This is a genomic window from Lentibacillus sp. (assembly GCF_035301925.1).
Classification (GTDB): Bacteria; Bacillota; Bacilli; order Bacillales; family Amphibacillaceae; genus Lentibacillus.
On record NZ_DATGTI010000062.1, the window covers coordinates 1 to 13,990 of the forward strand.

General features: G+C 41.5%; 9 protein-coding genes and 1 pseudogene. 2 read left to right on the forward strand and 8 right to left on the reverse strand.

Features of this window, described 5'->3' with window-relative positions; translation table 11 throughout:
• From VK080_RS05320 to VK080_RS05345, 6 genes and pseudogenes are all read right to left on the reverse strand, one after another.
• On the reverse strand, positions 1-2,423 hold a 2,423-nt coding region (locus VK080_RS05320; RefSeq protein WP_324223732.1), incomplete at its 3' end, for a beta-N-acetylglucosaminidase domain-containing protein.
• A 636-nt stretch (positions 2,424-3,059) separates the two neighbouring features.
• Positions 3,060-3,395 carry a hypothetical protein gene (locus VK080_RS05325; protein WP_324223733.1) on the reverse strand — a complete coding sequence of 112 codons (336 nt, stop codon included), beginning with the start codon at positions 3,393-3,395 and terminating at the stop codon, positions 3,060-3,062.
• 1 nt (position 3,396) lies between these two features.
• Positions 3,397-5,274, reverse strand: a complete 1,878-nt coding sequence (locus VK080_RS05330; protein ID WP_324223734.1) for a DUF6792 domain-containing protein — start codon at positions 5,272-5,274, stop codon at positions 3,397-3,399.
• An 8-nt stretch (positions 5,275-5,282) separates the two neighbouring features.
• Complete coding sequence (locus VK080_RS05335) at positions 5,283-5,873, reverse strand: hypothetical protein (RefSeq protein WP_324223735.1); 591 nt, start codon at positions 5,871-5,873, stop codon at positions 5,283-5,285.
• A gap of 491 nt (positions 5,874-6,364) precedes the next feature.
• Positions 6,365-7,827: pseudogene (locus tag VK080_RS05340) on the reverse strand (amidase).
• On the reverse strand, positions 7,775-7,957 hold the full coding sequence (locus VK080_RS05345; protein WP_324223736.1) for a hypothetical protein: 183 nt from the start codon (positions 7,955-7,957) through the stop codon (positions 7,775-7,777). Before VK080_RS05345 ends, VK080_RS05340 begins: the two are co-directional and overlap by 53 nt.
• 527 nt (positions 7,958-8,484) lie before the next feature.
• Here VK080_RS05345 and VK080_RS05350 point away from each other — a divergent pair.
• The gene (locus VK080_RS05350) at positions 8,485-9,093 is read left to right on the forward strand and encodes a type IV toxin-antitoxin system AbiEi family antitoxin domain-containing protein (protein WP_324223737.1); all 609 of its coding nucleotides are present in this window, start codon (positions 8,485-8,487) and stop codon (positions 9,091-9,093) included.
• Between the two features lie 24 nt (positions 9,094-9,117).
• Positions 9,118-10,467 carry a glycosyltransferase family 2 protein gene (locus tag VK080_RS05355; RefSeq protein WP_324223738.1) on the forward strand — a complete coding sequence of 450 codons (1,350 nt, stop codon included), beginning with the start codon at positions 9,118-9,120 and terminating at the stop codon, positions 10,465-10,467.
• Positions 10,468-10,749: 282 nt separating this feature from the next.
• On the opposite strand, the gene VK080_RS05360 is transcribed toward VK080_RS05355, so the two are convergent.
• Together VK080_RS05360 and VK080_RS05365 are read right to left on the reverse strand one after the other, a co-directional pair.
• Positions 10,750-11,664: an isoaspartyl peptidase/L-asparaginase gene (locus VK080_RS05360; protein WP_324223739.1), complete on the reverse strand. Its 915-nt coding sequence runs from the start codon at positions 11,662-11,664 to the stop codon at positions 10,750-10,752.
• Positions 11,665-11,822: 158 nt separating this feature from the next.
• Positions 11,823-13,841: a M28 family peptidase gene (locus tag VK080_RS05365; protein WP_324223740.1), complete on the reverse strand. Its 2,019-nt coding sequence runs from the start codon at positions 13,839-13,841 to the stop codon at positions 11,823-11,825.
• Between the last annotated feature and the right edge of the window lie 149 nt (positions 13,842-13,990).

Below are 13,990 nucleotides of genomic sequence, written 5' to 3' on the forward strand. Positions count from 1 at the left end.
AGATTATAGGTAATATACTGGCCTTTTTTTTGGGCTGCTGCAAACCAGGTATAGGTTGATAAATCACCATCTAAAAGATTAAATGGGTCTGATTCGTGAAGCTCCACATTTTTGTCCGCAACCGACTTAGGCTCTACCTCGTTCGACTCTACAGTAAACATATCCAATCTGAATTCAATTGGTTCGGCAGTTTTATTTACCAGTCGTACATACCTTGCATCAGAAGGTTTGCTGGGATCCTCAACTTTTTCCCATTCAATTCCGTTTAGAGAAGTTTCCAGTGTCAATCCATCCGCTGCCGTTGCCTCAATATTGGACAGATCCTTGATCCGGCTTAATTTTAAGCCAATGTACTCATTTCTCTCCAATTCCACGTTAATGGCACCATCAATTGTTGTAACAGCAGGCTTCTCAGTTATGGACAGATCTTCATAATCAGCCACATTTGTAAACAGGTGAGCCTCGGATTCGCTGAAATTGACATCCAACAGCTCTTCAACACTTTGGGTTACCTTCTCCTCCAAATGATCTGTAAACGGCTGCAGCCTCTTTTGGGCAGGCTTCGCTTTCATGGTTCCATCTAATAATGGCCGGTCATAATTAAGGCTTTGATTCCGTAGTGTCGATGCTTTCATTAGTGTGTTCCATGCTTCTTCTTTATTGCCATCCTCAGCTGCAAGGGCCGCCTTTATAAATTTCTTATCTGCAAGCACCATATCATGCAATGCCTTAACAAATGGCTCCAATTCTTCCTTGAGGTTTTCATTGTTCGTCTTAGCCATGAATCCATCCGCTGCGTCCGCGATCTTCTGGAATTCATCCATTACTTCCGGGGCAATGTCTTTTAATGATTTCCCATTATCCAGCTTTTCGGTTATCGCATTCAGCAGTTCCTTAATATTTTCACTTTCAGACAGCCTTAACCCATCCGGATATGCATCAGACATGTGTTTCGCAAGTTCGTGCAGTTCTTCTGCAGCGTCTGGCTCGATATACTTAAAACTGTCTTCCCAGCTCTTTTGCGCATTGAAATCAACGGTATTCCATGCGTAATCCGCAATGGCGAACAGGGCTATTTTTGATGCTTCTGCTTCCTGCATTGGATTTGTGACAACACCGGCAAGGTTTTCGATACCAGTCTCCAGCATTTCACCTTTACCAAGAAAGACTCTTTGCATATCCACATCGTTTACCGGCCAATTCAGCCAAAATAGTGGGTCTCTTCGTTCTGTGTCATCATTGCTTCTGTTTTTAAATACATCGATAGTATCTTGAGTTACTGGTGCACAGGTGGTTGATCCTGTCCAAAAAATATGGATATCTTCGTCAAATCCTTCTTCATATGCGTTTAACTCTTCTGGGTTCCAGGCCCAACCTGAGTTATAGCTTGCAGGGGTAAAGAGCGTATCTCGCACATCTCCCTTTTCATCAGCCCATTCGGAGATAGCGTTCATCAGTTGAACGACATATTCATGCGGCAGACTCCCAACGTCGTCACCATTTACACCAAATTGGCGCACACCTACATCGTATAACTGTTCGAACTTTGCAAGCAGTTTTTCTGTATTTTCTTCCAGAACGGCCATTGCCGCGTCCTCGCCTTCTTCTCTTGCAAGGTTCGCAACGTCACCTAATGGGGAAATTGTCCAGATAAATCGCGTTTTCGTTTCTTCTCCGACCTCAGCCAATTCCTCTAATTCTTCCAATTTATCTTCCGGATACAGCTTGTCCCAATTTTCCCGGTGGTAAGGGTCATCCTTTGGCGCAAATACGTACGCATTCATTTTAAAGTTGCCGCCAAACTTCATGAGGGATTTTCTATCTTCATTACTCCAGGGAATGCCATAGTACCCTTCAATAAACCCTCTAACTTCGGTATTTGCAAAATCTTTGACATGCATATTGCGGATTACTTTTTGCGGACTTTGTGCCAGAATTGCTTCCAGTGTAACGACCCCATAATAACTGGCATCTGTATGCTTTCCTAAAATCACGATGTTGTTATCGTTAATATCCAATTGATAGGCATCTATTTTGTCGAAATCCATCCCCTGGCTGTCCACATTTTCAGCAGCATAGTCATCAACGGGACCATCCGACCCTTTTGTACCTACCATTAAATTTATTTTATCGTTCGATGGCTCATTGACAACAGATGGCGCTTCCAACCCATTTTCCGTGAATGCTTTCTCTACCTTCCTCCTGGTAGCGTCATCAATGGTATCGTCGTAGATAACCTGAACCCCTTTGTTAAGTGAAAGCATCCCATTACCATATTCCACGCTATGGGGCGTCGGATAAATTTCGTATTCTTTTACAGGGCTTTTGCCTTCAGCGCTTACAGCTGGTCCAAACACGCCTGAGACTGTGCTAAATAGCATGACAACTATAATCATTAAAGAGAAGCCTAATCGTTGTTTCATCTTAATTACCCCTTCCTTTCCCGTTTTTGTACAACCGGCTTACAAAAAAGAAAAACTTACTTACACCTCCCTGCAGATTTGCTTGTTGGAATACTGAACCCGAGATCTCGTGGCGCCGAACGGATTTGCTGTCAGGGTGTTGGGGCAAATTGCTGTTTGATCGTCGGTTTTTCTGATCGTTACTGTTCACACTTAACCAGATCCCGTTACTCCAGGTAAAAATAAAAGGCATGGCGATAATAATGGATTACGGGCCCCCTCATCCATTCAAATTAACACCATGCCTGATCGCGTCAGTAACATATGATTCAATATTCCAACAACTTCATTCTATCACGGGGTCTATCAAGGTCAATAGAACTGAAGGCGTATTCAAAAAACAGTATCTTGTGACCGGGTATTTATGCTTATAAAAATAATAGACCTCTATTATTTTAGTATATTGGTCGGTGATAACATTTACTAAGCACTTTCAACCAATTATGATGACGATAAAGATATGTACTATTGGATACTTCCATTGAGGGTTTTTAAGTTAACTGGTGACCGATGAAAGCGATAGCGGAAGTAGATCCAAATTAATAATCGGGCAGCGCCCCAGTAGTATAAACTGTAAAAGCATAATTGCATTGACCCTTAAATATTATCCCGGTACCTGATAGTCAGCCGCTGTGTTCTCATCTCCTCTGCCTGCTCATTCAATTTTGTGACGGTTTTATTGATTTGCTGGTTGACATCCTCTATTAGATCCAGATTTTGACGCTTTAATTTGTTCGTTTCCTCCACCATCGACTCGACGATTTCCCCTTCTTGATCTTCATTAACAATAATGTCATCAACAAGCTTGAAAAAGTCCGTGTCGCATTCATTAATTTTCTCAGAATATCGTTTAAGAACCCCCTTCTTATCGGAAAAATCTTCACTATCCAACAGCTGTTCAGTAACCGTTATAGAATGATGATCTCCTTTCATTTTAAACACCCTCCACTACATCAAATAAGGCTGCAATATTTTCTTCCTCGTCAAACAAAGTCTCAATGGACGATCGATAGTTTTCGAGATAAGTATGGCCTTTTTCCACGCTTTCATTTAAAAGGCTGATCTTGTCATCCATATTGGTATGATTGAACGGATCAAATTCTTCATGCACATTGATGCCTGTGATTGATTTATCCAGTCTGGCAAAATACACATGTTTTCTGAGCAGGTAGGTATACGTGCTGGGGCTTGCTTCCATGTCGTAAATTTGATTCATGACCTTTTTCCGTTCCGTCTTATAGCATTGCATAATTTCCCGATCAATAGCAGTCTGCAGTCGTTTAATCTCCGTTGATTTGTCTTCAAGTACACTTTTCCCTTCATCGTACATGCGCAGCGTGGCTGAAATATTTACCCGGATTTCTCCTTTTCCTTTGGTGGACGTGAGAATCATATCCGTACCCAAGTAGGATTTATTCCCTTTATTCATCGATTCCAATATACCTGTGATACCATGCCCGCTTCCGATCATTTGCAGAAGATCCCGAAATGCCTCTGTGTTCAGTTTATCGAGGCTCTCCTGGATAGCTCGAGCATGAATGAAACCTTGCCATAATGCATCCGCATCATTTATAACCGGCGGAAAAATACTGAGCATGTCACGACTCTCTGCCATACCTGAGATGGATTCCTGTATTCCCTCCAACTCCGACTGAATATTCGTTAGTTCAGTCACAATCAGCTGCTTTTGATCGGAATTGATATAGCCGGCATGGACAAACCGCTGGAAAATCGCATCGGCGTTTGTTGTGACCGTTTTGATTTGTGAAAGCAGCTTGGGCAGCTTATCGTTCACGTCCCTGACCATCTCATCAAATTCATCTGTTATGTATGCCTGGCCAAAGTTTCCAATCCCATCATTAAAAATAGACATATTCACACCCGTTAACGCCTGAATGGCAGCATCCGACCCGCCTTGATTAGAAGCAGTCGTATATTGGATGGCAAGTTCCTGAAGATCCTTTACGACGTCATCCGGAATATCATCCATGATGGAACGCAGCCCGGGATAATCTGTATTCGTGTCCACCATTTGCACGTCTCCGAGTGTAAAGAACCCGCGTACACCACTTACAGCATAAAGCGGATCATCTTCGGAAATGATTTGGTGGATGTTTTGGGATTTGTCTTTGTAGTAATTTTGGGCGAATGCTTTTAATCTATCTGGGTTGAGATTATAAATTTCGTCCCTTGAAGTGAGCGAAAATTCATTGGATACAGCTTGCCTAAACTCCCTGTCGTTACTATAAATTTGGTAAAAATTGCTCTGTGCTCCGTTTACACTATATATTTTGTCAAAAGTATTATTATATAATAAATTAGCAGTTGTATTATTATTGTGAGCCAATGAATGGGCTAGTCCGGTAACAGTAGTGGAGTCACTCACTCCAAAATGTTTTTTTGCCCCCTGTGTAAACAGTCTGGTTGCCTCCGCTTGACTAGCGTCCTGTCCAGCTAACATTGCCTTTATATTGTATTTCCAATCGTTTGCATCCTGAGTGCCCTGTGATATAACATATACTTCATCTATATTGTTTTCTTCTGATTGGAAGTGAATCGCTGTACCATCATAACCTGATTCATTACCAATATTTAACTCTTGTGATGTAACAATGTCAATGTCAGTATCCAATGGTTGTCTGTTTTCTTCCAAATAGATCCGTTTAAAATTTAATGTAAACTCTTCTTTAAATTCCTTTAGTTCTTTTTCAAATTCATCATTAGATAATTTATGTTTAGATAATTCATTGGTATATTCTAACTGAATTAACCTTAAACGCATTTCGTTCGAGGTTATAATATTTTCTTTCATCTTAGCACCTACTCACTGCCATTGATAAACTGTATTGATTTCATCCATTTCATCACACGTTCTTCATCGCTTTGTCTGTTTTCCGCACATACTTGTTCCTTTTCATCCCTGCAGTCTATCTCATAAACTACTTCGATACCTCCCATGTCCTTTGTGTTTTGTATATAACCTATAAAATTATGGAACCCTTTACTTTTAAAATTCGCATAGAAAAGCGATTGATCGTCTTTCTTCAGTTTCTTAAAATCACCATCATAGCCTACTAAGAGTTTAAAATTGTCAAGATAAGACTTTATCTGATCAACTTTATGATGAGAATAATAAGAAATTTGAATACTATATCCATTCCCATCTTTTATTGAAACTGGAACTTCCTCATACCCTTTTTCCTTTATTGAGTACATTTTATCATCAATTTCACCACCAGCCGGAAAGTCCATTTTATATTTCCCGGTCCCGGATAAAAACGGATAATAGCCGTCTCTCGTTTCTTCTGTTGATTGTAAAAAGTCACGGGTGAATTCGTCCTGAAATGCCCTCACCTCCGGCAAATCTTCGGGGTTCATTTCCGACGGTTTTTTGTTTTGATCCGGCCCCATTCCACAACCTCCTAATGTAACAATCGAAAGTACCAAAAGAACACTTATAAAATATTTCACTAAAAAGCCTCCCACTACGATGCACGCTTCACCGTTTGGTAAAATATTCTTATTACTCATTAGTATACAATACATAAGTAAAGCAATGGTTAACTGAATTCAATTCTCCGTAAAACAGGTATTTAGTCATGCTCTTGTCGTCCACATAAACAAATTCGATCGATTTCATCCATTTTATTTCGTGAATCATCTAACTGAATTGAGAATCTATTATCATTCAACATAATTAGACAAAAAACGGGAAGTGACAGGCACCAATCACCTAAAGCTATTCGGATAAATAAGGTGATTGTTTTACAATCATCAATATTTAACGGAAAAAGTGTCATGATGAAACTGCATCATGACACTTTTTCTTTAGGAATTGTTATACTAAAATAAATTTAATTCAGTTTATGCCAACATCCCTTTAGTCTTTTAGTGATCAATTTTTATACTTTTTCCAATATACCCGGCCTTTTTCCTTGCATCGGATTAGTTTTTTCAAATGCATAGCCGGCATTTAGAATTCTTCCCTCTTTAAAGGCAGGACCAATGATTTGCATCCCTACTGGTAAACCCTCACTGAATCCGCATGGGACAGATAAGGCTGGAAGACCAGTTAAGTTTTCGGGACCCATAAAGCGAATGATGTTGTCAATTAAATCTACTTTTTCGCCATTTAAGTCAGCAAAATCATCACCAATATCATTTGGAAGCACTGGTAACGTAGGCGCAATCAGCACATCCACTTGCTCAAATGCTTTTTGGAAATCCTGCTTTAACTGACGCCTGACTTGCTGGGCCTGCAAATAATCTACAGCTGAAGGCAGTTCACCCAACTCAAACAGCATACGGATGTCATTTCCAAAGTCTTGCGGTCTCGTCTGCAAATCACTATGGTGTATAGTAGATGCTTCTGATAGTGATGTGACAAGCTCTGCCCATTCGGCATATTGCAGTGACGGTATTTTAACTTCCTGCACTTTCGCACCCTGATCCACAAGTTTCTGAATACCTGCGCGAACAAGTTTCTCAATACCGGAATCGACACGGTTAAAGAAATAATCTTCATTAACACCAATTACAAGATCCTTAACATCACCCGTGATTTGTTCCATGTAATTATCAACAGGAACATTTACAGTCGTTGGATCATTCTTATCAAACCCAGCAATAATTTGCAGTAGACCTGCTGCATCTTTCACTGTTTTCGTCATCGGGCCAACATGATCAAGTGTCCATGCCAACGGGTAAACACCATGTTTACTAACGCGTCCATAGGTTTGTTTTAAGCCGACAGTACCACAAGCAGATGACGGAATTCGGATCGAGCCGGCCGTATCCGTTCCGAGTGAAGCAACAGTGGCATCAGCAGCAAGCGCCGCACCTGAACCACCGCTGGACCCGCCTGGTATTTTATCCAAATTCCACGGATTTCGCACAGCACCGTAATGCGGATTGTTGTTTGTTATTCCCTAGCATATTCATGCAGACTTAATTTACCCGTGAAAACAACCCCTGCCTCCTTCAATTTTGAAACAACGGTCGCATCATAGTCTGACACAAAATCTTTATGGATTTTTGAAGACATGGTTGTTACTTTGTCTTTCATGTAAATTATGTCTTTGATAGCCATTGGAATGCCATGATACATGCCACGGTAAATCCCACTGTGAATTTCCGTTTCCGCTTTTTCTGCTTCTTCCAGTGCATCTTCCCTGTATATCACCATGTATGAATTAACCTGTTCCTGCGTTGCTTCCGCCTGATCCAAAACGGCTTTTGTCACCTCTACCGGCGAAACCGATTTGTTCTCAATAAGCGGAGCCAACTCTTCAACTGATTTTGACGCCAAATCCTTACTCAACATGATCACCTCCAGGTATGTTACGTAAGCTGATGTTTGCGTCATCTATGTTTGCGTTTTCCAAATTCCCCCGCAGGGCCTGCATGCCTTCCCACCGATTTTCTAAAATTTCCAGATGTTCTTCTCTTGGTTTTATGCCTTTGTTCTCCAGCAACTCTCTAACTGATAGAGACAAACAAAACCACTCCTTTAAATATTTTTTATCATCAATAGGCAATGCGCCTAAAGATAGTAATAAAGCTGGCTCCGGGTTCCGATTTCTCTATCTATTTATTGAAAAAACAGTTTCTGGGATTAATTTGTGTAGGCGCTATCATTATATTATATAGAGAGTAACATCCCACCATATAGATGTCAATCGATTTTGACTTTTCAGATTTATTTACCGGTTTAGTTACATAAAAAAGTATATAAAATAGAGAAAGGAGAGTATCCAATCTGCAGTCCTATAAATCCTTTTTGCAATAGGTCTGCAGAGAACTAGCTGGAGGATACTACTGGAAATGATAACGACCACCCTTTCCAGCTTTTCATCTAAGTTAAGCTTAGTATTGCCGGCAAGCAGGTTGTCATTCAGGGGATCTGCCGGCGCCTCTTCATTGGACAAACAACCAAAGGAGGTATACAATATACCTAGATATGTTTAAATTATCCGCATCTATTATTAATTGCTAATGATTTAATCAGAAAGGGGAGTGAGTTATGAATGATGCTATATACCGTAAGATGTACCGCGTTTTCGAGGATCAGAACGGTTATGCCGAAACAAAAGACTTGACGGCATCGGGGGTTCACACAACGCATATTAAACAGCTTGAAGAAACAGGTTCCATTTTTAAACTGAAACGGGGCCTGTATCGTTTGTCGAACTATGATCTTGGCCCGCATGAGAAATTGATCGATGCGTCCAAGACTGTTCCGAATGGCATTATTTGCCTTCATTCGGCACTTTCCTATCATGAACTTATTACGAGTCAGTCAAGGCAATATAATGTCGCACTTCATCGAAATGATACCAAGATCAGATTACCTGAAGATTCGCCAATCAAACTGCTCTACTTCTCGGACAGACAATATCATGAAGGCATTGACCATATCGACATGAATGGTCATCGTGTCAAAATATACGACAAAGAAAAAACATTGTGCGACAGTGCACGCTATCAAAACAAGATCGGCAAAGATATCGTCAAAGAAGGGTTTAAAACCTATCTGGAAAAACCCTATAGAGAAATTGAAAAGCTGCTCATGTACGCAGAACAAACAAGGGTAAAATCCATCGTATCCAATTACGTCGACATGCTATCATAACATTTGTAAAGGAAGGAGAAGAAAATGCCAAAAAAGAATAACTGGAATAAAAGACGATTCCACTTAATTTTGCAGAGAAAAGATAAAGTGGTTTTCGCTCTTTTTGCCTGTTTGTTTCTGATGGTAAGTTATTGCCTTTTGACGGTTACATTCAGTCAAAAGTTATTTTTTTTCATGTTTTCTTTTCCGGCGGTTATTTATATCGTCATGCAAATTTATTGTGCAACCTTATACCAGCCAAGGGAAAAAAGGAAGTATGCGATAAGGCCTGAAGAAAAGGTCGCTGTCATCATGCCTTGCTGCAACGAATCTGCAGAGATAGTTGAAAACGTACTTAGACAATTAACAGAGGCATCGGTGCCGATTGATGAGATTTACTTCGTTGATGATGGCAGTTTCAATCTTTCGGCTTATCACAAGGCGATAGAAATGCGCAAAGCACTATATGAAAAAAGCAGTTTACCAAGCGTTGCAAGCGAACATTTCGCTCCCGACAAGGAAATCCACATTCCGGAACTCATCGTTCACCGGTTCAAGGAAAACAGAGGAAAACGTCAAGCACAGGCATGGGCTGTTCAGCAAACGGATGCAGACTTCATCATCACCGTGGATGCCGACGGGACGATGAATTCCGACGCGATTGAACAATTGCTGATACCTTTTAAAGATCCTGAGGTGATGGCAGTTACCGGTCAAATAGAAGTTCTCAATACAAACGACAATCTGTTTACCAAAACGATGGATCTCCATTATCATCAAATTTTTCAGTTGGAATGTGCTGCACCGTCTGTCACAGGTAACATTTTGTACTGCTCAGGCCCTCTGAGCTGTTACCGGCGGGACGTCTTTGCAAAAAATTTACAGGCCTATACCGGACAATCATTTTTGGGCAAGTCCGTAGATGCGGGGGATGATCGCCACCTGACCATGCATGCCAACGGAATGGGCAAAACGGTTTATCAATCGACCGCAATCTGTCAAACCGAAGTCCCTGCATCAATCAAGTCATTTTGTTCACAGCAGTTGCGCTGGGGACGTTCGTTTATCATTGAAAGTATGTTATCTTTAAAACACTATTTTTCACATCACCGGAAACTCTTCTTCTGGACTTTGGGAGAGCTGGCGGTTAGTTTTCTCGTCATAGGGGGATTATTGCTGGACATATTGTTCCACCCTTCTTCTCTGTGGCAAATACTGCTTCTGTACACCGTTTTTATTGTTCTCCTTTCCTATGCCCGGAATAGTTTCTACTTTTTCAAAAAGCCATTGGAATACTTTCTGCTAAGTCCGCTGCAAGGTTTGGTTCAGTTCGGAATCGTTTATCCGCTGCGCATATATGCCCTGTTTTCACTCCGTCAATTCCGGTGGGAGTAAGGATTGACCAGCATAACCCGATTGTCACCATTGTTGGTTTATTTCAACCGGGGACTTTAGTTTTATAGATCAAAAAAACGATTGGATAAAATTTTATTTCTATCCAATCGTTTTTATATGCTGAATCCATTGTTAATTTCTCCACGGTTTTGGCAACAGGCCTCCTGTACCAAATCACTCGTTTGATACAGGAGGGATAAGTTTAATGTTAGACGACAAATCTTAATCAAAAAGTTACTGCCAGCCTTTCAAACGTGCAAGTCCATATCGTTATAAAAATTTTTAAGTTACCTTCTCCGGAAACAGGTCAATGACAATTTCATCTTCTTCTGTCACATACCCATAAAGCAAATTTTGACTGGAGTGAGGCGCGGCAAAATGGCCTTGACGGTTCAAAGCGATCACACCGCCTGTTCCTCCCAATACCGGAAGTTTCCTTTCTACGACTTCGGTTGCAGCATTTTCGATGGACCAATTTTGATATTGTACCAATGCATTAATATCGGAAGCTGCCGTACCGCGCATGAAGACTTCCCCCTTGCCTGTTGCGGACACAGCGACACCTTCATTATTCGCATATGTCCCCGCTCCGATGGTCGGGGAATCGCCAATTCGACCGACTGCTTTATTCGTCAAACCACCTGTGGATGTTCCGGCTGCCAAGTTTTCGTTTTTATCTAAAGCGATGGCTCCGACGGTTCCGAATTCATCTGTTTCATCTAATCTATTTTTGGATTCCATGAGAGACTGCCAGCGCCTATTTGAATAAAAGTAATCCTGTGTGACGGGTTCCATACCCTGTTCAATTCCAAATTTCTCTGCCCCCTCACCAGCCAACATCACGTGGGGAGAGTTTTTGATTACTTTGTGTGCCAAAGTTATCGGATTTTTAATATGTTTCACGCCGGTGACACTGCCAGCTTGTAAATTCTCACCATACATGATTGACGCATCCAGCTCATGGGTGGCATCGTTTGTAAATACAGCACCCTTGCCCGCATTGAACAGTACGGAGTCTTCCAAAATTCGAATGGCTGCTTCAACTGCTACAGCAGCCGAGTCGTTTTTATCCAGCCTCTCTTTGCCCGCACGAATGGCCATCCGCATCGTATCACGGTATTCCTGTTCTTTTTCTGGTGGCACATTAAAACTTCCTGCACCTCCATGAATCGCAAAAACTACCTTTCCCTTTTTCATCACTTTTCCCTCCTGAAATTGTTAATATATTACACCCTAAATCCTTTTGAAAAAGAATCTATTGACAAAAAAGGGAGTCTTAAACAAATTGACCACCCTTTGAGTAAATAAATAGTCGGGAATAGCATGCCTGTCATTTTATTCTTCATATTGATATGTCACTCAAAAACTTGAAGAGCCGTCTGAGTTGCATCTTTTAAAGCTTGTTTTAACACTTTAATAGCATTTTTGAAGTCTTCCTTACTGTCATCTTCCAAGGCTTGTTCCAGAGCTGGTAGAGGTTGGGCCGCATATCCAGTATCACGACCAGGAGCCCAAATTTGATGTTCATACCAAGTTCTACCAGGGATCCCTTGAGACTGTGTTAAATTGCGTTCTTGTTGAAGAAGGGATTCATTAATTTTTTGAATGTCTTCACTGTCCGAAAGATGAACCTCACCTGAAATCAAATTACTGACCCGATGCTCTAGAGAGGTTACTGCTAATTTCCATGCTTGAGCTTGATCAATAACTTCAGAGAGATCAACGCCAAAGGTATATTTTTCGCTTATATCCCTTAGCAATTCAATGACTAGATCAGCATACTTGGAATAACGAAATGGAAATACGTCGGCATTTGCAAAACGCAAGGCCATCAAACCAACGACTTTTGCTGCAGTCCCTTGGTGTTCGTATCCCGGATCGACAAACTTTAATGAATCCAAATTGGCATACGCACTGTGGTACAACCCACTCGGAGAGCTGAATCCGAAATCTGCCGAGGCTATACCGAGATGTTGAATAAAGGGCGTGTAATCTGAGCCACTCCCTAGATACCCAATGGTTGGGATATCGTTTCCAGACCTCATATACCAATCATCATAGATGGATGTGGCGACATCACCAGATCTCGGTTCAACAATCTCTTTTGTTACCTCAAAAATGACATCCTGTAAAGAAGGAACAGCAGAGGCCCCAAAAAATTGTCCCGATGTACCATCCATATTAAAGTAGGCAACGGCATTTTTTGTAAGGTCTTGACGTTGGTCTTCAACCCATTCGGTGGATCCTAACAGCCCATATTCTTCACCGTCCCATCCAGCTATGATAATGGAACGTTTAGGCTGCCAACCTTTTTGATATAATTCTCCGAGGACACGAGCGATTTCCATTGCCGTGACCCATCCGGATATATTATCTTCTGCACCATAAACCCATGCATCGCGATGGGCACCTATCACGACTGTTTGTTCTGGGTATTTTGAGCCCGGAATTTGAGCGATCACATTATTGACATCGCGTCGTTCATAGTCGATGTCTAACGAAATCCGTACCTTGGTGGGTCCTGGTCCAAGACGATAACTGAATGGTAAGCCACCTTGCCATGATTCTGGAGCCTCCTCCCCTTCTAATGCGTTTAGAAGATGACGTGCTTGTCCATATGATAAAGGAGTAGTCGGAATGGTCGGTAAAGAACTCGCTTCAGCCGAATCCAAACGCTGGACACCTTCTATAGATGGTTCCCCGGGTGTTAATGGGTCTCCCGGATAATCAGCAATCTGGACGATACTGCCACGTTGGATGCTGTCTTCCGGCCGCCATGGTCCATCGGGATATACTTTGCCTTGTATATAGCCATCATCAATGGGATCCGAGTATATTAACATTCCGATGGCGCCACGTTTGGCGGCCTGTTTTGGCTTGACCCCGCGAAAGTTTTTTCCATAACGGGTAATCACAATTTTTCCTTTGACAGATATTCCTAGTCGTTCAAGTTCCTCAAAGTCTTCGGGTCTTCCATAGTTGGCATAAACCAATTCAGCTTCCACTGTACCTGCCGGCGAATAAGCATTATAGCCTGGGACAATTTCATCGGCGAACGGGGTACCGGGAGCCACATCTTCTATAACATCCAGTTCCCGCTCTTCCGGTGCGGTCTGCCTAACCGAAATCTGTTGTGGTACCGACATATACACATCATACGACTGAATATAAGGATCAAGTCCTGCTTTTTGGAGCGCTTCAATACTATAATAAAGGCCCACTTCATTCCCGTAAGTTCCAACACGGGAAGGTCTACTTGCCAAATGTTTGGAGTATTCGGCAATTGAATCGTTGCTTACGTGTCTCGAAAAAACCTCTTCATATTGACGCTGTCGATTTGCACTTTGCTCACAAAAACCCATCATACGGTTCATTCTGAATGCCTCCCTTAATTTAGTGAACTTCCGGAAGTCTATTGATTAATAAGGGAAAAGTTATCAAAAATACAACATGACCTTTAATTTTTTGATTAAAAATGATAGAATCTCTATTGGTCGTTACGTTGTTGGTCTGACAAGTGACT

What these genes read in the sequence shown, in the direction of transcription:
- VK080_RS05325 (WP_324223733.1), bottom strand. Translation starts at nt 3,395, where the DNA reads ATGAAAGGAGATCATCATTCTATAACGGTTACTGAACAGCTGTTGGAT.
- VK080_RS05330 (WP_324223734.1), bottom strand. Translation starts at nt 5,274, where the DNA reads ATGAAAGAAAATATTATAACCTCGAACGAAATGCGTTTAAGGTTAATT.
- VK080_RS05335 (WP_324223735.1), bottom strand. Translation starts at nt 5,873, where the DNA reads ATGGGGCCGGATCAAAACAAAAAACCGTCGGAAATGAACCCCGAAGAT.
- VK080_RS05350 (WP_324223737.1), top strand. Translation starts at nt 8,485, where the DNA reads ATGAATGATGCTATATACCGTAAGATGTACCGCGTTTTCGAGGATCAG.
- VK080_RS05355 (WP_324223738.1), top strand. Translation starts at nt 9,118, where the DNA reads ATGCCAAAAAAGAATAACTGGAATAAAAGACGATTCCACTTAATTTTG.
- VK080_RS05360 (WP_324223739.1), bottom strand. Translation starts at nt 11,664, where the DNA reads ATGAAAAAGGGAAAGGTAGTTTTTGCGATTCATGGAGGTGCAGGAAGT.
- VK080_RS05365 (WP_324223740.1), bottom strand. Translation starts at nt 13,841, where the DNA reads ATGAACCGTATGATGGGTTTTTGTGAGCAAAGTGCAAATCGACAGCGT.